At 45.9% G+C, this 20,811-nt stretch carries 12 protein-coding genes; 2 read left to right on the top strand and 10 right to left on the bottom strand.

The features are described 5' to 3' along the window. Window positions 1-267: 267 nt before the first annotated feature. Complete coding sequence (locus AABW11_RS14120; RefSeq protein WP_340105767.1) at window positions 268-1,668, top strand: MATE family efflux transporter; 1,401 nt, start codon at window positions 268-270, stop codon at window positions 1,666-1,668. 880 nt (window positions 1,669-2,548) lie between these two features. On the opposite strand, the gene AABW11_RS14115 is transcribed toward AABW11_RS14120, so the two are convergent. The 9 genes from AABW11_RS14115 to AABW11_RS14075 all read right to left on the bottom strand — a co-directional run bounded on the left by AABW11_RS14115 (window position 2,549) and on the right by AABW11_RS14075 (window position 18,727). Then, on the bottom strand, window positions 2,549-4,009 hold the full coding sequence (locus AABW11_RS14115) for a tetratricopeptide repeat protein (protein WP_340105766.1): 1,461 nt from the start codon (window positions 4,007-4,009) through the stop codon (window positions 2,549-2,551). Window positions 4,010-4,042: 33 nt separating this feature from the next. Continuing rightward, window positions 4,043-5,455 (bottom strand): amidohydrolase family protein, encoded by a 1,413-nt coding sequence (locus tag AABW11_RS14110; RefSeq protein WP_340105765.1) that lies wholly within the window; start codon window positions 5,453-5,455, stop codon window positions 4,043-4,045. A gap of 778 nt (window positions 5,456-6,233) precedes the next feature. After that, complete coding sequence (locus AABW11_RS14105; protein WP_340105764.1) at window positions 6,234-7,589, bottom strand: NAD-dependent succinate-semialdehyde dehydrogenase; 1,356 nt, start codon at window positions 7,587-7,589, stop codon at window positions 6,234-6,236. Between the two features lie 369 nt (window positions 7,590-7,958). Continuing rightward, entirely contained in the window at window positions 7,959-8,948 is a 990-nt protein-coding gene (locus AABW11_RS14100) for a C45 family peptidase (protein WP_340105763.1), read from the bottom strand. Window positions 8,949-9,221: 273 nt separating this feature from the next. Then, entirely contained in the window at window positions 9,222-10,709 is a 1,488-nt protein-coding gene (locus AABW11_RS14095) for a biotin carboxylase (protein WP_340105762.1), read from the bottom strand. A 121-nt stretch (window positions 10,710-10,830) separates the two neighbouring features. Further along, on the bottom strand, window positions 10,831-13,569 hold the full coding sequence (locus AABW11_RS14090; protein WP_340105761.1) for an aminotransferase class I/II-fold pyridoxal phosphate-dependent enzyme: 2,739 nt from the start codon (window positions 13,567-13,569) through the stop codon (window positions 10,831-10,833). An 81-nt stretch (window positions 13,570-13,650) separates the two neighbouring features. Beyond that, the gene (locus tag AABW11_RS14085) at window positions 13,651-14,592 is read right to left on the bottom strand and encodes a carbon-nitrogen hydrolase family protein (protein WP_340105760.1); all 942 of its coding nucleotides are present in this window, start codon (window positions 14,590-14,592) and stop codon (window positions 13,651-13,653) included. Then, window positions 14,589-15,911, bottom strand: coding sequence for an aspartate aminotransferase family protein (locus tag AABW11_RS14080; RefSeq protein WP_340105759.1), 1,323 nt, complete (start codon window positions 15,909-15,911; stop codon window positions 14,589-14,591). The genes AABW11_RS14085 and AABW11_RS14080 overlap by 4 nt, the downstream gene beginning before the upstream one ends. Window positions 15,912-17,368: 1,457 nt before the next feature. Beyond that, window positions 17,369-18,727, bottom strand: coding sequence for a mercuric reductase (locus tag AABW11_RS14075; RefSeq protein WP_340105758.1), 1,359 nt, complete (start codon window positions 18,725-18,727; stop codon window positions 17,369-17,371). A 236-nt stretch (window positions 18,728-18,963) separates the two neighbouring features. Here AABW11_RS14075 and AABW11_RS14070 point away from each other — a divergent pair, with 236 nt between their 5' ends. Further along, window positions 18,964-19,791, top strand: coding sequence for a hypothetical protein (locus AABW11_RS14070; RefSeq protein WP_340105757.1), 828 nt, complete (start codon window positions 18,964-18,966; stop codon window positions 19,789-19,791). Window positions 19,792-19,820: 29 nt separating this feature from the next. Here the strand turns inward: AABW11_RS14070 and AABW11_RS14065 are convergent, their stop codons facing one another. Then, complete coding sequence (locus tag AABW11_RS14065) at window positions 19,821-20,762, bottom strand: carbon-nitrogen hydrolase family protein (protein WP_340105756.1); 942 nt, start codon at window positions 20,760-20,762, stop codon at window positions 19,821-19,823. Between the last annotated feature and the right edge of the window lie 49 nt (window positions 20,763-20,811).

Below are 20,811 nucleotides of genomic sequence, written 5' to 3'. Positions count from 1 at the left end.
ACTCCATTAAAAGTCCTGAATAAGTCATCAGACGAGTCTTCAACAAGCGCGCATATAATCCGTGATGATTCAGCATTTCATAAATAACCCGTCAGATGACATCACGGAGCAAACCGGTAAAGTGTTGACTGGGTAGAAACTATTCATTTGATCTTACCAATCACTCAACCAATACACCAACAACCGCTACATTCATTTACATTTTTCGGGAACCCTGTCACTCACAAATGCCGTATACTGTTACTTTAACCCCGAAAGCCTGCCTGTTTGAATAGCAATAAACGAGATGCATTTGGCACCCAGCCGCTTGGAACATTGCTGCGCAACCAGGCAATCCCTGCATCGGCCGGCATCCTTGTGATGTCGATTTATGGTATTGTGGACACCATCTTTGTCGGGCTCTGGGTAGGCCCGCTTGGCATTGCAGCCATCACGGTGGTTCAGCCTATCACGTTTCTGATTGCAAGTATTGGTATGGCCATTGGCGTTGGTGGAGCATCCATTATCTCCCGGGCTTTTGGCGAGGGCAAAGACCAAAAAGCGTTTCAAACTTTTGGCAACCAGGTGGGCCTGACACTCACACTCGGTGTTGGATTTGTGATCATCGGTTTCCCGTTCATCGATCAGATTCTCACCCTTTTTGGAGGACGCGGTGATGTGCAGGGGCCGGCCCGTGAATATTTTACGATCGTTCTTCTTGGAACTCCGTTTTTAGCGTGGGCGATGATGAGTAACAACGTGATCCGCGCCGAGGGCTATCCTAAAATCGCGATGCTCACCATCATGATTCCGGCCGTTGTAAATATCATCTTGGATCCCATTTTTATCGTCGGCCTCGACATGGGAATTGCAGGGGCGGCATGGGCCACAACAATCTCCTATATGGCGAGCGCCGGGTTTGCCACCTGGTTTTTCCTGAAAGGCGGTTCTCAGCTTGAATTCAGGCGGAAATCCCTGACTCCCAACTTACCCGTCATCAAAGAAATTACCTCCCTCGGCGCTGTTACGTTTGCTCGGCAGGGAACCATCAGCCTGCTGTCTATCGTACTGAACAACTCCCTGTTTATCTACGGCGGTGAGATTGCCCTTTCGATCTATGGGATCATCGGGCGACTCCTGATGTTTGCCAATTTCCCGGTGCTGGGCATCACGCAGGGCTTTGTTCCAATTGTGGGATACAACTACGGCGCGCGGCTAATGGATCGTGTAAACAAGTTAATCCGGCTCTCGATGGCCTCGGCAACATTGATTTCGCTCGGGATTTTCGCTGTAATTATGGTATTTGCCCCACACATTGTGTCTGTTTTTACGAATGACCCGCTCCTGATTGAACGGACTACACCGGCGTTACGCGCGGTTTTCCTGGCAACACCGCTGCTGGCTATCAACCTGCTCGGAAGCGCCTATTTTCAGGCCATTGGTCGGGCGCGTCCGGCACTGATTCTCTCCCTTTCAAAACAGGGATTTATCCTGATTCCACTGTTTTTCATCCTGCCCTATTTTTTTGGGATTTATGGGATCTGGTACTCCTTCCCGATCGCCGATACCGGGGCCGCCATTATTACGGCTGTTTTCCTGAAGTATGTGCGGGATAAAAATCGCAGGACTGCCAAATCAGAAAATGAACATGCGGGTAAAATGGGTTCTAAGGAAGGAATTGAATCCTGAGTACCTGTTTTTTTGATTAGTAAGAGTACAGGGACGGGCAGAATGACCATGATTTATCTGAGGGTTGGGTGGCGTAATAACAAGACGAAATGAAAACTGCGACTCCTTAATTCGACACTTTTTAATGGCAACTATTTTTGATCAATAAATACAATAGTTTAGATAACCTGTAATTCGGATTTGGGTGTCCAGGTGTTAGTCTCAAAAATCAATGACTAAACAAGCTGACCTGTTGAATACCGCATGCGAAAGGGCTGAATGCCCGACCTAACTCAGCCCCGGGCAAGCGCCCGGGGGTAAAGTAAATAGTACAATTCCACCAGGCTGAAAGCCTGAAATAGAAACACAACACGCTATCACGAACAATGAAGTTTTGTGTGCCGAGCATTCATTGATGAAGAGATGCAGTGAATCATCAATAGAAAACACCTACCTGTTGCAGACTTCCGGCCTGCCCTATTTACATACATTTGATACCCCGGGCGCTGCCCGGGGCTGAGTTGTCTGAGGCTTTCAGCCCAGTGTTTGATATCAAATACTGTAACCTGAGTAAACCTGCAACTGGATCGTTACAGATTGGTATAAAAATTATCGAAGCTCCCAGAAAAAGCTATTGAATAACCGGCATTTTCATTCTTCATAATGGGTAATAGGGTATCCTAATGTCAAACTCAAAAACAACAACAACTAAATTCACGAGCTCACTTGTTAGCCTATTAGTTCGTCTTCCTGCCTGTCCCTTTAGGAGATCAAGCCATTGTAGTTGATGGCGCGGAGTCCACAAGGGATGTGACCAAAGGGTCTGTAAAAGCATTGGCCCATTTTGTAAAACTGTTGTTGAACACCCCTCGCATTCATTCTCCTCAAAAAGTTTTAACTCTTACTTTGAAGCCATTCCGGAAATGCTTTCTTTCCCGATGAGTGATCGCCTTCTGTCCGGGGTCCGTTCGAGCTGTTTTTCGTAGGCGTCTATTGCTTCTTCATAGCGACTGAGTTCACTTAGAACATCGCCCAGAAGTTCATACGACGGTTTCACTATTGTGGGCGGACCAAAATCAACGGGAAGTTCTGATTCTGCTACTACAGCTTCATTTAAAACTTCGAGTCCTTTTTCCATATCGCCATTTTTAACCAGAATAAGGCTTTCCACCTGTTTGATTCGGATATTCCGCTCGGGGCTTTCCGGTGTATCAATTAACATCTCCAGGTGGTTCTGAGCCTCATCAACCCGCCCCATGCGTGCAGATGCCAGTGCTGATACATAATAGTAATTCACAGCCGGCCTGTTTTGCGGGTCCATATCAGCAGTCCAGCTATCGGCACCACTCCAGTTTTCTGTATCTACGATTTGATGTCCTCTCATCACAGCATAGTGCCATTTCTCACCCATTGTGGGAGTTCCGGCAATTCTTTCGCTACACGCCTGAAGCACCTGCTCTGCTTCCTCCACATTTCCATCCTGCAAATAGCCGTACTGCAGCCACCACGGGTAATGGCCGCACACAGTGGTTTCCTCACCAAGTTCCTGCTGCCTTGAAGTTTGAACATCGCGTGCTACGATATTGGCTTCAATCACATCGTCCCACATGCCCAGTGCGAGAAATATGTGCGAGGTCATGTGCTGGGCGTGCGCAGCTGCGGGCGCAATTTCGGAATACGCTTTGGCCATCGGCAGGCCAAGTGGCGCATGGACCGGATCATCAAATGAGTGAATGAGGTAGTGAGCCGCGCCGGGATGCTCGTTGTTATCATTCCACACTTCAAACAGCTCCGCCGCGGCGCGCATGTAAATGCCAAAATCACGGCCATCGTGGGCTGTTCCTAAAATAGAGAGACCATAAAAAGCTGTCGCTTCATGATCCTCCGGATAGGTTTGATGGAGTTCTTCCATCGCTTTATTGTACAAAAGATCACGCTCATTCTTCGATTTGCCCTCCGCCTCTGGTGTATTCCCATATAGCGTTTCGATCGCCATCAGGTAATCTTTTTCACGCTGAGTGGGAGCTTTGGCCTGACGGTCCTCAACGGTTTCTCCAAGCTGATTTAAAATCTCCATAGCAGCATTGCGATCTTGTCTCATCCAGATCGGATGATTATGCGTCATTGCCTCTCCCCAGTAAGCCATGGCAAACTCCGGATCCTCATCCTGGGCACGCCTGAACGCCCGGGCCGCATCTGCATATTCAAAGTTGTGAAGAAATTTAACGCCTTCAATAAAGTCAGCCTGTGCCGATTCTGCACCGGAGTTTGGAAACTCTATCTTGCCCAGCAAATTATCCTGAGCCATAGCGCCAGTAGTGAACAAAAGAAGAGTAAAAGCAGTAGTTAGTAAACGTTTCATAGAATTAATGGGTCTAAATCGTTTAATACAGGCTTATTGATTATAAAAATTACCTTTGATCATAACCTCTGATAGAGATCGCATGTTCGAAATGTCCTCAGATGGATTATCGTCCAGAATAATTAAATTTGCAAATTTACCGGCCTCCAAAGTCCCGAAGTCATCCAGTCGCTGCATTGCCATCGCCCCGTTTCGGGTTGCTGCTACAATCAAGTCATCAGCGGAAATTCCGGCTTCCTGCATTGCTTCCATCTCATCATAAATAGAGATTCCGTGCAACGTTCCCGGGTTCCCGGCATCGGTACCCACAACGATTGGAATGCCAGCTTCATGTACTTTTCTGAGATTCATCCTGACGAAAAAATCTGAATCGTACATTCTCTGCGGATCAGATCCTCTCTCCAGATAACTTTTGAACTCACCGTTAAACTGCGGGTGTTCGCTGAATTGATCCGCACTATTTATCAGCTCAAGTGTTCGATCGTCCACGCAGCCTCTGGCGTCTGTAACTGACAAAGGCTCCATTCCTGCAGCCGCCAGGTACGCTTTAAGATAGCCATCATCAACAATAATCGTTGGATTGTAGATCGTCTCGTTTTCGAGTGCCAGCTCTATAAATTCGTCATCTACTTCAACATCACTCACGCTATGCACAAGCAGTTTTGCACCATTCCTGAGCGCAGCTTTTGCCTGAGCAAGCGTGGTGGCATGAGCAATCATCTGGTTTTCCTGTCGCTCAATCTCTTCCGCAGCTGCTTCCACATAGCCCATGTATTCCGGATTATCCTCATCCAGCTGCCAAAACTTTACCCCCGTACTTCCCAGAGCTGACACATACTGAACCATCTTGACACCTGTCTCTTCAGAATCAAGCTGAACCAGCACACGATCGGATGGCAGATCAAAAGGCGCGCCGGGGACAGGCGTTAGAAGCGGTCCGGCGGCAGCCACATGTGGAGCCATTGGATTCGATTCAGCCGCCTCTTCAAGATCAATTGACCAGGTCATCCCACCCACATCGTAGACCGCTGTTATCCCTGAACAGACATAGGTATCGTAGTATCTTTCCGGATTCTGCTCTTGGTATGCGGCAATTTCCGCGAATGGATAGGTATCTGTGATATCCATGGCATCGGGCCGGCTGTCGAAAAAGCCGGTCTGGAAAAAGTGCATGTGTGCATCCACCAGTCCCAGCGTGATGTATTTCCCCGATGCATCCACGACTTCTGCTCCGTCAGGTACCGGGCAGTCCTCATCACTGCCCACACACTCAATCCGGTTATCAACGATCACGAGGATACTGTTCTCAACCGCCTCAGCACCCGTGCCATCAAACAAAGTCGCGCCGGAAATTACCGTGGAAATTGTCGTTTGGCCAGAATAGGTACAGGACTGAAGTGACGGAATGGTGATGGCTATCATCAAACAGAAAACAGCTAATCGCATATGGATATATTTTAAGGATTTAATTTCCTTATGTACGTTTTTTATTGATTGATATCAAACAGGATATCCGTTTACGGATGACGTAAGGATGGATTGGATGATCCTTGCTTCTCAAAGGGTTCTACCGGAAAGTTTGTGGGTACATGTTATAAATCTATGCATAATTTGATTAAGCCAGATGAATCATTCAGAAGGATAAACAACTTATCTGAGAACAACATATGTTGGTTTTGCAGATTCTTTGCCCAAGGCATCCCTCTCGGGGCACAAAACGGAAAACCACCATTTTATTCAGAATGACGATGATTCATCTGGGCGTGTTGGGCGGCGTGACGAAAAGACGATATTGAACACGACGTATACACCCGCGCCGCCCATGTGCTAACCAGTGAGCCCGTCATCCTGCCTGCCCCTTTGGGGATCGAGCCATTGTCGTTGATGGCGCTGAGAGGGATCTGCAAAAGCAATAGCCTATAATTTGGAAAATTTTTAACATGGTCTAAGAAATGATTTACATATTTAGACATCACCCACAAACTTTCCAGTAGGTCATCTAATAGTTTTCTAAGGGCTTTGCCCATTAGCCTTATAAAATCAGACTGTCTAAAGAAAAAAGCGGGATCCTTTGATATGGTTAGGAGATCCCTGGTCGAAGTCCGGGATGATGAGATATAACCTTTCTGAAATACCACGCTTTTTTGTCAGCCCCACACATTTTGAAATATAAATGACAGTGTTTATGATTTCAGGTTAGCGCTTGTGGGGCTTCGCCCTGTTACTATTTTATATAAACCGTCTTCTTATTCACAAACTCATGAATTCCTTCCCGGGAAAGCTCCCGTCCGTACCCTGAATTACCGGTACCGCCAAATGGAAGCCGCGGATCGGATTTCACCAGTTCGTTGATGAAGAAAGCACCATCTGGTGCCTTGCCAATATGCCGCCGGGCATTTTCAATGTCAGTCGTAAAAAGCGATACTCCGAGTCCGTATTTAGAATCGGCCGCCAGTTCAAACGCTTCATCCGCATCTTTCGCGCGTATGATGGCCGCAAGCGGGCCAAACGTTTCTTCATCAAAGGCGGCCATGCCCGGTTTCACACCGGTCAGCACTGTGGGCTCATGAAATGCTTCATCCTGTTCCCCGCCAACTTCAATTTTCGCACCTTGTTCAACGGATTTCTCCAGCTGTTCATGAAGCTGGTCGGCAAGATCTTTCCGGGCAAGCGGTCCGATCTCGGTAGATTCATCCGCCGGATCCCCTTTCTTGATTGTCTTCACGCCATCGATAAAAGCGGGCAGGAATTTTTCGTAGGCATCTCCCACCAAAATAAACCGTTTGGCGGCGATGCAGCTCTGGCCGCTGTTCATCATCCGGGCCGTGACTGCCGTTTCCACTGCCTGATCCATGTCGGCATCCTCAAGCACAATAAACGCATTGTTACCGCCCAGCTCCAGAACCGATTTCTTCAGGTATTTCCCGGCCAGTTCCCCGACCGATTTACCAGCCCGTTCGCTGCCGGTAAGCGTTACAGCTTTTACTATATCATCTGAAATAATGCGTTCTGTTTTATCGTGATGGATAAACAGGTTTTGAAAAACACCATCCGGAAAACCGGCTTCAAGGAGCAGCTCTTCAATATGCGTGGCGCATCCAAACACATTTGGGGCATGTTTCAGCAGGCCTGTATTTCCTGCAGCAAGAGTAGGGGCAAGAAATCGGAATACCTGCCAGTATGGGAAATTCCACGGCATGATGGCAAGCACGGTTCCAATCGGATCGTGACTGACAAAGCTCTCAGAAGCATCTGTTTCAATAATCTCATCGGCCAGGAAACGCTCTGCATTTTCCGCGTAAAAGTCACACACCCAGGCACACTTCTCTATCTCACCCCTGGCCTCGCTGATTGGCTTGCCCATTTCCAGGGTCATCGTCTCAGCATACTTGTCCAAATTGTTTCTTAACACGCCAGCCGCATTTGTCAGCAGTTTGCAGCGCTCTTTGATGGGAACCTCTCGCCAGGATTCAAATGCAACCCTGGATTTTTCCAGGATCTTATCTACCTGCTCTTCGCTGTGTTCCTTGTATGTGGCAATTTCTTTTCCGTTGTAAGGATTAATGCTTTTGAATTCCATAATGTATAGTTGATTTTAAATGCTTGTTTTAATTTTCTTAGTCCTCATGATGTGTTCCAGAAGTCTCCTCCTTTCGGAGGGATTTTCCCGAGGTTTGCCTTTGGCAAGGGATGGTTTGAAAAATGAAGGTCAGTTGTTTTTCCGATTCCAGTCCTAATCAAAGTTCTGTAACCGCTACCGGGAGGCTGTCCAAAAAGGGTGTTCAATAAAGAACGTTGCAATCAACCAGTCATACCGAACCACGATCCGGTATCTCCTGTCCATATCAACGGTGGGAGATCCCGTATGAAGTACGGGATGACACCCTTTTTTTAAAGTCTCATTCTTTTTTCACATTTTTAAAGTCAATTTCGGGTTTAGGATTCTCAATCAATAAATTAAAGACTCAGCTTGCTTGGTTATTTGAACCGTTATCTGCTGTTCGTTAAACTCTTCAAACGATTGATGCAGCTCTTTCCCTTTCCAGAACAATGTTGATTCACCGGTTTTTGGGAACCAGGCCGCACTGTATAACGTACCGAACGATTTCTTAAGATCAAACTGATGTAAAGGAGGCTGCAGAAATTTTTTAAAAATGGAATCCAGGGTCATCTTCTCGTCTTTTAAATACGTCTCGGCAGCTTTTTCCCGTTCAATCGTTTGTGTTTGCCTGGCATACTCAGGCCACTCAATATCTTCCTGATGATTGGTGCAGGCCTGTTTCTTGATCAGACCCGGTTTTCGATCGGGGCCTAAAAACAGGGTGGCGTGCTTGCCATTCCGGTCCATCAGCATCACATTGTAGGCCATATGAACCGGGATTCGATTTAGTGCAGTTATCGCTTCACCAACAGTTTTACAGGTTTCAAGCAGGTAGCGAATCACCAGGGGGATTCCAAACCCCTCGCCAACGACGTTTCTGCCGCCAAAATTTAGTGATGCACATAGCCCGCTGGCATTCATCCCGTCAAGTAAACCCCAGTTGCAATCGCTGACGCCCATCACCGGCTGCAGCCAGTTGCTTTTCAGCATCACGCCCTCAAACCATTTTGGATTGTAGTCGTAATTCCGGATCAGTGCCGGTCTGTCTTTGGTCCAGGCTACCTGGGTGCATCCACTCATAAACGCGGGCGGATTCCACATGGAAAGGTAGCGGGAGGCCACGTCACCGCCTCCTGCAAGCTCACAGACATTCTCATATAGAGGGACCAGCTCCGGCATATACTCTTCCAGAGCTTCGCTGCAGCTCAGGTAGCCAGGCCTTGCAGTAAATCCCTCCTGCAAATACCAGGCGCGGTAATAAGGCCAGGTTCTGTTAAATACCTTCGCCCATTTTTCGCCGGGCTGATCTTCGTCGATACATTTGATCTTTATGAGCATAATGTTATTGCTGCTTTAAAGTGTGAGCGTAATCAATATTCTGAGAGTAAATAATGTGATTTAGTATAAGAATGTTGAATAAGTGACTCCCCTCCCTTTTTAAGGAAGGGCCGGGGGTGGTTCTCGATCATTGCTTGGAAATTCAATTTCCAAAATTGACTTCTGGTTTTGTTTTAACCACCCCTAAATCCCCTCCTTAAAAAGGATGGGATTTTTCGTGACCACTTATATTTCTATATCCTAAATCAAACCCTTTGAGGGTTGTGGCAGAATCTACATCATTTTAAACCCGGCAATCTCTGCGATTTTCTCTTTTTCCGCTTCCGTACTTGCCGGCTCGGTGGTTTTGTATTGATCCTGTATGGCCGTAATCCAGTCTTTGGCCCGTTTGGTGAGTTTAAAATCATCCGTCATCAAACGGCCTCTCATCACCAGGATGCCCACATCAGCACCTTCGTATAGATAATCTCCCTCCCCTGTTATTCGCAAAAAGAACGCTTCATTCTCTTTTTCTACAGCACGGCGGTGAGTATCCATGCGATCATATTTTATGGTGCCGTCTTTCTGCTTTTTCCAGATACCGGAGGGTGGTGCTTCCGTAATATATTCTACCGTATCCTCGGTATGTTTAATCACAAGCTGACTCCAGTCGTCGATATTTTCGGGTCTTGCCCATCGGTCATTTATCGATTTCACGCTCAATTCGTAAGGAGTATCCATCCATTCCAGCAGGTGAAAGAGGAAGAGCGGAGCATCTGCAAGAGCAAAAACAGCGTGATTTGTGATCGAGCTCGCGCCGGTGATCCTGGGGTTCAGCTCTCCAAGGTAGACCTGGCCGTTGTCCTGGTCAATCAAAAAGTCGAGCTCAAAATATCCTTTATACCCTTCTTCCCGAAGCTGATCGCCAAACAACCGTGTATATTTACGGGCTTTTTGACGAATGGAACGGGTAAAGACATCGGCATGAATTTCGTTGCCGCACCAGCCGCCTTTGTAGGGAGTCAGTTCCGGAAAACCAACAAGTTCGGTCATCAAAGGTGCCACAATTGTACCGTGCCGGGTAACACAAGCCTCAATTGCGGCTCCACGGCAGTTGATCCGCTTCATGATTTTCACTTCTTTTTCCCTGATGATCTCATCTTCGTGCTTCTTAAACTCTTCTTCATTAGAGATAAAAAAGGTGGTGTGTCCGGAATCACCGAAAGGAGTCTGGATCACGAGATCATTGCCCAGCTTTTTAGAAACTTCCCGCAGATGATCATATCCCTTTACGTCTGAAAGCACATATGGAACACAGGCTACACCGGCTTTTTCAGCTATCCGGTTGGTGTTTACCTTGTTGTCCATAAACGTCCGCATTTTTGCCGGCGGAAAGCAGACCTCCAGCCCGTTCTTTTTGGCCAGTTTTTCAGTTTTTTCATCAAACATTAAAAACATCACTTTTCCGGCCTGTCCATCCTTCTTCCTGCTCTTAATGTAATCCACAACTTCTTTATGTTCGAGGAGGTAATTGTTGATATCCTCAATGCTTTCAAACTCATCATGAGGCACCTCTTCTTCCGGGGAGAACATATTGGGATGCAGCCCGTCAAAGCACTCTATGTAGCAAATAAACTTGAAACTTTTGATCCACTCATCTGCCCCAAGAAGATTGAAATTTGTAGCACTGATAAAGTAAACAGGCACTTCATTTCGGTGAAAGAACCGTCGGATATCGGATAGTCCTTTGAGTGGCTTTACTTCTTTTTTTGAGTCTGACATAGGTGGTGTTTTTGTTGGGTTGATAGTTTTCTTTGTGGTTCGCTATTTAGCAGTATCTGAGCTTGGTTTAAGAAGTCCCCCTTTTTAGGGGAGACTTTATTCTTGGCATTACAAATACTCATTAATCTTTAATCCCTGCAATACTTTCGGCATGAGCAGGCATTTTTCCCCGGCTGTCCAGCACCTCTTCAGTAAACACTTTCAAACCAAGTTCCGGGCGATATCCGTGGATCTCTTTTACATCAAGGGCAAGCAGGAATTTGATAATCTCTTTACTGATCACCTGCCCGGGCACCAACACCGGAAATCCCGGTGGATACGGTATCACGAACGTTGTTGACACCAGTTCACGACCACCTTCGATAACATCTAAACAATCATCGAGAGCAATATATTCACAGTTATCTGACTTATAGGCAAGAAAATACGCCTGTCGGATATCGCCACCCCTAACCCCTGCAACGGCCTGGAATGTGGAATGAAAGCGGCTGAAATCAGGGAGAGGAGGTACGTCTTCCATCAAAGAGTGAATTCGATTTTCAAGAATCTCTTTCTCTTTTTTGTTCATTGCCGGTTGCTCCTCGTCCAGCTTCGCAGCAATCTGAAGCAGCGTGTTTACCAGATAGGCGACGCTTCCGCGTGTGGTGCCGATACTGGTCATAAATAGAATTGAGTTTCGGGAGGTTTTATTAATCTGGATGTTGTACTGGTCCATCAGATATTCATTTTTGAAGGTATCACCATCAATGCCTGATAACCCGACCGCCAGCGTAATTTTGGTAGGATCCAGAACAAACTCGTCATGCTCCCATGCATCCTCCATCCTATTCCACCCATGGTCATCCGTGTAATATTCATCCAGTCCTGACTTCCTGAATTGATCGGGTATAAAATCGCGCACAGTCAGAACCCGAAAATATTTGTGCAGCTGCGGATGATCGTGAATTTTGGCACGAATCGACATTGCCAGCTCAATACTTTTCTCCACCAGCTCATATCCTTCAAACTGCACTTGCCGGCGTCCGGCATCCATCGAAGCCAGGATCTGGTAGTTAGGAGATGTAGAAGTGTGGGTCATGTAGGCTTCCTGGAAACTGTCGGACACCAGCCGCCTGTACTCTTCGTCCCAAATATGGATCATGGATCCCTGGCGGAAGCTCGACAGCGTTTTATGAGTACTTTGAGTAGAATACACCCGAATCTTCACCTTATCGGGATCCGGCATCGAAGGAAGTTCACCTTCGCCGAGAGATTCTACATGGGCTTTATATTTTTCACGATATCCCTCTGACCGGTATTTATTGTATAGCTTGTTCGCAACGAACATTCCGGTGCGCTGTTTGTAAGTGTAGGTAAATCCGGCAAAAGCAAACCACGCTTCATCCCACAAAAAGATAATATCCGGTTTGATGGCAAGAACCTCTTCCATCACTTTTTCAACATTATACACCAGGCCGTCGAAGGTGCAGTTAGTAAGCAGCAGCATCTTCACTTTATCCAATCTGCCGGCTTTTTTCAGTTCCAGCAAAGTGTGCTTTATCTCTTCGAGCGGAACCGCACCATACATGCTGTATTTTTCGATCGGGTACGAATCCAGGTAGACCGGAAGCGCACCGGCGAGGACCAGGCCGTAGTGGTGAGATTTATGGCAGTCACGGTCAATCAGAACCAGGTCTCCCGGCTCAACAAGTGCCTGCTGAACAATTTTATTGGATGTTGACGTACCGTTGGTCACAAAAAATGTACGTTTGGATCCATACGCTTTGGATGCCATTTCCTGGGCAGTTTTCAGCGATCCGGTCGGCTGAAGAAGTGAATCGAGCCCGCCGGTCGTAGATGAAGTTTCAGCCAGGCAGAGATTGCGTCCATAAAACTGACCAAAATCACGTATCCATCGGGATTTGAAAACAGAGTTTCCTCGGGATATCGGCATCGCATGAAAGACCCCGACCGGTTTTTGGCTGTATTCTTTAAGAGCGGTAAAAAATGGTGTTTTGTAGCGTTCCCGGATTCCCCTGAGAATAGCCAGATGCAGCTCCTGGATGTCATCTTTCCGATAGAATATTCTCCGGAAATTTTTTACGGTGGAATCCTTTAGCTGCAGAAGTGCGGTATCTGTTACATAATAAATATCCAGTTCAGGGCGGAACAGCTTAATAATTTTACCCAGTATCGGGCCGAGGTCCTCTTCTGATACATTTGAAAAGTTCAGATCGTGGATATATCCTAAAAATGGCTTGAGAAGCGTTTCAATGTTATCCGAAGCGTAGGGAGGAGCATACCGAATAACAACCGCCTGTATGTTATAGTTAAGCAGCAGTGCGATAAGAGCATCCTGGAATGAATGTTGAACGATAATATCATATAAAAGATGTTCATCCTCTTCGCGAAGTTCAGCTATTTTTGATCTCATAGCTTCTTCTTCATGGCGAGACAAGTCATCCACAAAAAGAACTTCAAAGTGGTTTTTATTACCGCCTTTGTGGCTATGGTCAGAACTCTCGCCTCCTGTATTTTCTTCATCGAAGTCACTACTAATCAGGCCGGGGTTACTTCGATACGATTCACTTACAACCTGACGAACAAATTCATTTACCCGGGTTGAAGCTGTATAGTACTCTTCGTTCTTAACGATCTCCTGTAATTTCTTAACCCGCTTTTTACCCGGAAAGGAGTAATATTTCTCAACAATGGAGATATCATCAAGAAGCTCCAAAACACTCTTATTACTCGCTGAATTAACACCACTTTTCCCTTCTTTTTGGTGGACATGAAGCTGAGACCGAAGCCTGTTCCATAAGTCGATTCGCAGTTGAGCAACATTAAAATGGTGCGTGCTGCTCTTTTTACTAGCTGTCATAGGCTTCCGGTTTTTTTAAAAAAATAAATGTGGTTACATCTGCAATGAATTTTTCCTGGTCAGAGGTATTCAAAATACTGTTCACTCATCGTCATCCAGGTTCCGCTTATATTCCGTCCCGGGTTCGAGTGATTCCAGATTTTTTTCCTGCATTTTCAATTTCGCCAGCTCATCAACGCGTTTCGGTTTAATAAGCGGACCGAGCGAATCGAGATAGGAACGATCAAACCCTTCCTTATAAATTTTAAAATCACCTATGTGATCCCGAAAACTTTTCAGCGGCTGACCTAATCGCAATAATCCGAGCTCGCGGCTTCGCCTCACTTTTTCCATGTTAATTTCAATTGGAATAAGCTCCTCCGTAGAATCAGCCTGATAGAGGATTCTTCCATCCGGCCCGCAGATGATGGAGCGTCCGCTACCCCCTGATTCCAGACCGTTGATATCAAAGAAATAGCACTGATTTGTAGCGGCTGATGCCCTGGAAATAGAAAGTTCAATTTCACGGTCAATCGTGCCTGTCAGCGTGGGATGGAGAATCACTTCCGCGCCCATTACGCTAAGTGTCCGAATTGTTTCCGGAAACCACATATCGTAACAGATGGAAACACCAAACTTTCCCACATCCGGGACATCAAATACACAAAACTCATTGCCTGGAGTTACGCCCACTTCATACGGATAGAATGGAAACATTTTACTGTACCGCGTAACCACCTCACCCTGCGGATTGTAAACAGTAGCCGTGTTGTAAACCTGATCTCCTCTTTTTTCAAAGATGGATCCCGGAAGGAGCCAAATACCGTGCTTTTTGGCCATTCTCTTCATTTCAAGTTCAAACGGTCCGTCGACTTGCTGTGCGGTATGAATGAGCGGCCCGTATGCACAAAGCTCACTAAAAACCACCATCTCCACCCAGGGGTAGAGGTTCATAAGGATATCAAGTTTCACTTTCATCATCTCTACGTTAGACTGGGTGGCAAACACCTTCATCTGAACGCCTGCAATTGCAAATGGCCTCATGACTTAACTCCGCACGCTTTCATTGTTTCTTCTTCTAATATACTCAGGCCGTTATCGAGCTGCTCGTCGGTAATGACCAGAGGAGACAGAATGCGTAGTACATTTTTATGGGTTCCTGCACTTAATAAAACAAGACCGTGCTCAGCACATGCTTTTACAATTTTACCGGTCAGCTCACCATCGGGTTGCCGGGGGTCTCCGTTTTTCACAAACTCAACGGCGAGAAATGCTCCGAGCCCTCTAACATCTCCAATTTGCGGGCATTTCTTTTGCAGTTCCTTAAGCCTGTTCCGGGTGTATTTGCCCACTTCCACACCTTTTCTGTTCAGGTTGATCTCCTTCATGTAGGCAATGGTAGCCAATGCGGCGGCGCAGCAAACCGGGTTACCGATATACGTTCCGCCTATAGTTCCGGGTGCGGCCGCGTCCATCACGTCAGCTTTACCTAAAATAGCGGCAATCGGCATTCCCGAACCCAGCGATTTTGCGTATGTGGAGATATCAGGAGTGATACCATAATTCTGCCAGCTTGCCCAGTTTCCGGTTCGGCCAAATCCGCTTTGTACTTCATCAAAGATCAGCATGATGCCGTGGTCATCGCAGAATTTTCGCAGTCCTTTTAAATATTTTTCAGGTGCCGGGTTGATGCCGCCTTCACCCTGAACAGGTTCTATTATAATGGCAGCCACATTATTCGGATCCACCATATTCCGCATGCTTTCGTGCAGGCGCTTCAGTTCCCATTCCGCGAACTGATCCAAATCCCCTCCCCGGTTATAGCGGTAGTAGTTGGGAAATGGCAGGCGATACACTTCAGGAGCAAACGGGCCGCAATTCACCTTATAATCAATCTTGCTGGTAAGGGTCATGGCCATCATAGTCCGCCCATGAAATGCTCCTGTGTAGCACACAACGGCTTGTCGCCTTGTTGCCTGGCGTGCAATCTTGATAGCGTTTTCCACCGCTTCGGCTCCGGTGCTAACCAGCATCGCTTTGGTCTTTTTCCCATGAGGAAGAATTTCGGCCAGCTTTTCACAAAGCTCAATATAAGGTTCGTAGGTTACCACGTTAAAGCTGGTATGGATATACTTTGCGGCCTGGTCCTGAATCGCTTTTACGACTGATTCCGGACAGTGCCCGGCGTTAACCACCCCAATACCACCGGCAAAATCGATCCACTCCTTACCGTCTGTATCAATAATCGTAGCCCCTTTGGCTGACTTTACTGTGGCAGTGTTAAAAACTCCAACACCATTGGCTACAACAGCTCTTCTCCGATCCAGAAGTTTCTCAGAATTGTTTTTTAAAAATTTTAGCATATATCTTTTTGAAATAAATTTTTAAGCCGCATTAAGTTATGCATCTAACATGTTACTTGGTAAAGATTCTTACAATAAACTTTGTAAAGCGATAAAGTACGTCTAAAAAGAACATATATTATCAAAGATCGGAATTAATTTTCTGCGAAATTGCCAAATCGATTCAGTAATGGTCAGTAAATAAAAAGCTACTCTCTTTTACAGTAATGAGTTGAAGGACAAATGCCCTCAGTATAAACATCCTTTATTCAGCCAACGAAGTATTGACCAAATTTTAAAATGATACTCTAAGCCTCCTTTTTTAGGTTCTACAGGAAAGTTTGTGGATCGATCACAAAATTTGTGAACACTCGTTTGGAACACGTTCAAAGTATTATAAAATATAAGCCATTGCTTTTGCAGATCCTTCTCTGCGCCATTAACTACAATGGCTCGATCAGGATGACACGCTCATGGGGTAGCAAGTGGGCGGCGTGGACACATCAGTCGTTTTTCAATATCGCCTTTTAATCACGTCGCCCTACGCCTCAGCCGGCTCATTGTCATTCTGAATAAAACGGTGGTTTTCCGTTTTGTGAAGAATCTGTAAAAGCAACATGCTTTGTTCTATCATAATGATTGAAATTACCTCCTGAAAGACCCACCTGACTTAACCAGAATGTGCTATGGATTATTACATGTAACCCACAAACTTTCCGGTAGAACCCTTTTTTATTCAGTAAGGATTCCCGAATTCTTAGTGCCGTTACAACTAAATTCAATGGGTTCGATTTATTGCAAGATTCAATCCATTTACAAAAAAACGATTACGTTTTCTGCGTATGTTCTTTAGTGGTAACGGTATTAGACTGACTCTTGTAAGCTTTTTTTACCCACGGAAAAGTATAATAACCTGAGGAGCTACCCCATTTTTGGGATTTCATCTGGTATGATGATAGTTCTCCGTAATGCTTTGTGTCCTCGCAATTTCATGGAAGCTATCGTAAAATTTATACCATATTACCCGGCGAATCAGCCTATAATCTTCTATCTGAGTTTTCTCACGACTTCGGAGGAGGGTGCAAGATAATTCTCGGTCAATCCCAGCGTTCGGTTATTTGCCAGAAGGCGCGCGAAGAGCAATCGGTCTAGCCGGTAAGATAAACCATTCTCAATTTAAATAGTTGTCAAGTCATTAATAAACAATTATTTATAAGAATTTCATGTGAAATTTCAGGGTAACCCTTCTAATAACCTGTGTTGCATTATAAATGCCTTTTGGTTGAAAAAAGCCCCCTTTTTCTATACTCAACACAGGATGGGATTCATGGATAGTTGCACCTTGTGAATTCTTTAGAGATAAACAGAGTTTTTAGTCTAATTTTATTCAAAAACCTCAAAATCTACCACCCCCGATCACTCCTTAGGCAGGATGGGACTGTTTTTGTCCTGATTTACAATCGAACCCAGGTTAATAGCTACACCGGTTCCAGTCCATCAAGTACATACGGCATCAGTTCTGATACGGTGGGATGCACAAGCACCACTTTTCGGTACTCGCGGCAGGGAATACCACTGTGCATGATTGCCGCAAACATATTGATAATCTCATCGCCTCCCGGTCCCAGAATGGCGGCGCCGAGAATGAGATCTGTATCTGCATCTACCAACAATTTGGCAAATCCTTTTGTCTCCCCCATCTCTTTTGCACGGCTGATCTTACTCATCGGCATAGTTGCTTTCAAGACTTTCTTGCCTTCATCCATCGCCTGTTTTTCCGACATGCCCACGCGTCCCAGCGGCGGGTCTGAAAAAAGCGCGTAAATTGTTTCGCGCTGTGAAATAGCTCTAACTCCATCACCTATGTAGTCGAGTACAATTTCTGCGTCATTCACTGATGTGTGGGTAAATGCCCCTTCACCATTCACATCTCCCACGGCAAAAACACCGTCCACACCAGTTCTGCAATAGTCATCCACTTTTATAAATCCTCGCTCATCAAGCTCCAGGCCTGCGGCCTCCGGGTTGATAGCGTCGCTATTCGGGCGCCGGCCTGCCGCTACCAAAAGGTGCGATCCTCGAATTATCTCGCCCGACGTAATTTCCACTTCTATCCCCCCATTTTTTTTCTGAACCTGTGTGGCCTCAGAATTACAGTGTATGGTCACCCCTTCATCTTCTAAAATATCCTGTATCGCTGATGCTATATCCTCATCCTCGTTGGGCATCAGCTGTTCGCCTCGCTGTATGACCGTTACCTCAGAACCAAATCGGCGGTACACTTGACTGAATTCCACGCCAATGTATCCGCCGCCAATGATCACCAGGTGTTTTGGGAGCTCCTCTAAATTTAGTAGCCGCTCACTATCCATCCAAGATACGCTCTCGAGTCCCTTGATGGGCGGAGCAAACGGTTTTGTGCCGGTGTTGATATAAATGTGTTCGCCCGTTATCTCTTCACTGCCGGCGCGTATCGTCTTGGGACCTGTAAAGGCTCCCCATTCTTTAATGAGCGTTACATTTTCAGTGTCAGTCATCCAGTTCTCAAGGCCCTCATTTGATTCGTTTCGAACCGTGTTCATCCGGTTGCGGATACGGCCATAATCTACCTCAATTTTCCCGGCAGAAAATCCATACTGATCTCCCTGGCGTGCTTTATGAATGGCTCTGGCACTCGCCACCATCGTTTTTGTGGGTGTGCATCCGTAGTTCACGCAGCTTCCGCCCACTTTATGTCCCTCAATGACAGCGATGGATTCACCTGTTGGAATGAGTTTTCCCAGTAGTGTTCCAGTGGCTTGTCCCGTCCCTAAAATGATGTGTTGATATGATGTCATAAGTCAACTTTTAATTTATATTCCGGTTTCCAGATAAGGCGACTGAATGAATAAAAATTCGATGGGGCCAATTCATCACAAAAGAATAATGATTGCCCAAAAAGTGCCTTCACATATTAAATATCGTTATAATATTGCATTATTCTGCAATTACAGAATTTGACAGTAGTGACCGTGGAAATGCCATAGTTCTGTTTTAAGTTAAGGTTCACATACTGCTAACGAACATTGTACCCATGCCCTGTTTAACCAGCTACCCTCACTCTCCGGGATTTCTACTGCTTCTTATCATTCCTTTGCTTTTACTTGGCGCCTGCGATCTTCTACAGTCTGAAAGCGAAGAAGACACTGAATGCTACTTGAGTAAAATTCAGTTCAATGAGTTCGACAGCCTCAAATTCCGTACAATTTCAGGAGGACGGGTCTACAGCCTGAAACAGGAACTCACGGTGGATGGAGAGACGGATATAACAGCTTCGTTTCAGTTTTCATACAACAAAGAATCGATTCGCGTGGTTGATCAGTTAAATCTACATCCCACGAATCCGTACATGTCAGTCACGCTTGATGGCGATGACCGGCCGGTGGAGGTCATCCGATTTTTTAATTCTATAGCTGTAAAACTTACTCACGATATCTCATACCCTGAGGAGAACAAAATTCGTGTTGATCTGACCCGTGAAGCAAGCACTGGCGATGTGCTGTATGTCGGATATTCCAACTATAATCTTGACGACGAAGGAAACGTTATCCGCCTTCAGCAATTTCGCGCCGAAGAAGATGCCCCAACCCAGTTCACACCCATGCTGGACAGGTTTTATACCTATGATGATCATCCAAATCCGCAGGATGGCCTCTACCTTCCTTTTTTTGCCAACGTAAATTTTCCTACGCTTACATTCTTTTCATCTAACAATATTCTGTCATACACTGAGAACGGCCAAGCATTTACTTTCGATTACGAATACGGCCCCGATGAAGAGGTAATCAGGCAAACCCGTCCTGCCGGTAATGAAATTTTGTTTGGATATGCGAACTGCTCAGAATTGGATAATCCGAATTGATAAAAAATCACATAAAGGATGCAATTCAATTATTTATTATCCTTCTCATTTGTGATGTGTGGCTGGTCCGTTACACCAAACTCAAATACGTCATCTCTGCTGTAGTGGCCGATCACATCGAATTCCATTTTGCTTCGAACCAGCTCTTTCAAATTTGCTTCAGCGGTAAGCAATCCTTCGTTATCGTAAAGTGGGCCCGCCAGTACTTCACCCATTGGCGAAACAATGACACTTCCTCCCCTGCTTAACAATTCCGGTCGATCTTCTGCAAGATGCTCTTTTAGATGCTCAGGATAATCGCTTTTATTTATAATCTGATTGCAGCCAATCACATAACACCGGCCTTCCCGGGCAATATGAATCATGGTACTGATCCAGCTGTCGCGGGCATCCGCCGTGGGTGCTACATATATTTCTACACCCTTTTTATACATTGCCATACGAGCCAGCGGCATATAGTTTTCCCAGCAAATGAGTCCGCCGAGTTTACCAATTTTCGTATCGAAGGTTGAAAGTGTGGATCCATCTCCATCACCCCAAATCAGCCGTTCAGCAGCCGTAGGTTTTAGTTTTCTGTGCTTTCCCATCAAACCTGAATCCGGACTAAAATAAAGAAGTGTACAATAGAGTGTTTTGCTGATGGCATCGCGTTCCGTAACTCCCATCACAATATACATATTATGTTCTTTTGCAAGCTCTGTCAGGTGCACTGTTTCAGGCCCCGGCACATCAACGCTCTGCTCCCAATACTCCCTGAATTGATCTCGCCCCGCGTCTGTACGGCTGCCAACGACCGTTCCGAATCCCAGGCCGGCAGGATAAGCCGGGATGAAACTCTCCGGAAAAACAAGCAACTTTACATTTTCAGATGCCGCTTTTTTGATGAGTTTTGTAGCCTTTTCGACTGTTTTTTGTTTATCAAAAATTACCGGAGTTGCCTGAACACAGCCGATTTTAAAAGAGGTCATCATTCTCGATTTTGTTAAAAACTGGGTGAATACGGTAAATTAATAATACCAG

It is taken from the genome of Rhodohalobacter sp. 8-1 (assembly GCF_038150125.1).
GTDB lineage: Bacteria > Bacteroidota > Rhodothermia > Balneolales > Balneolaceae > SW132.
The sequence above is the reverse complement of the archived record's forward strand: the minus strand, read 5'-3'. Positions and strand labels throughout refer to the sequence as shown.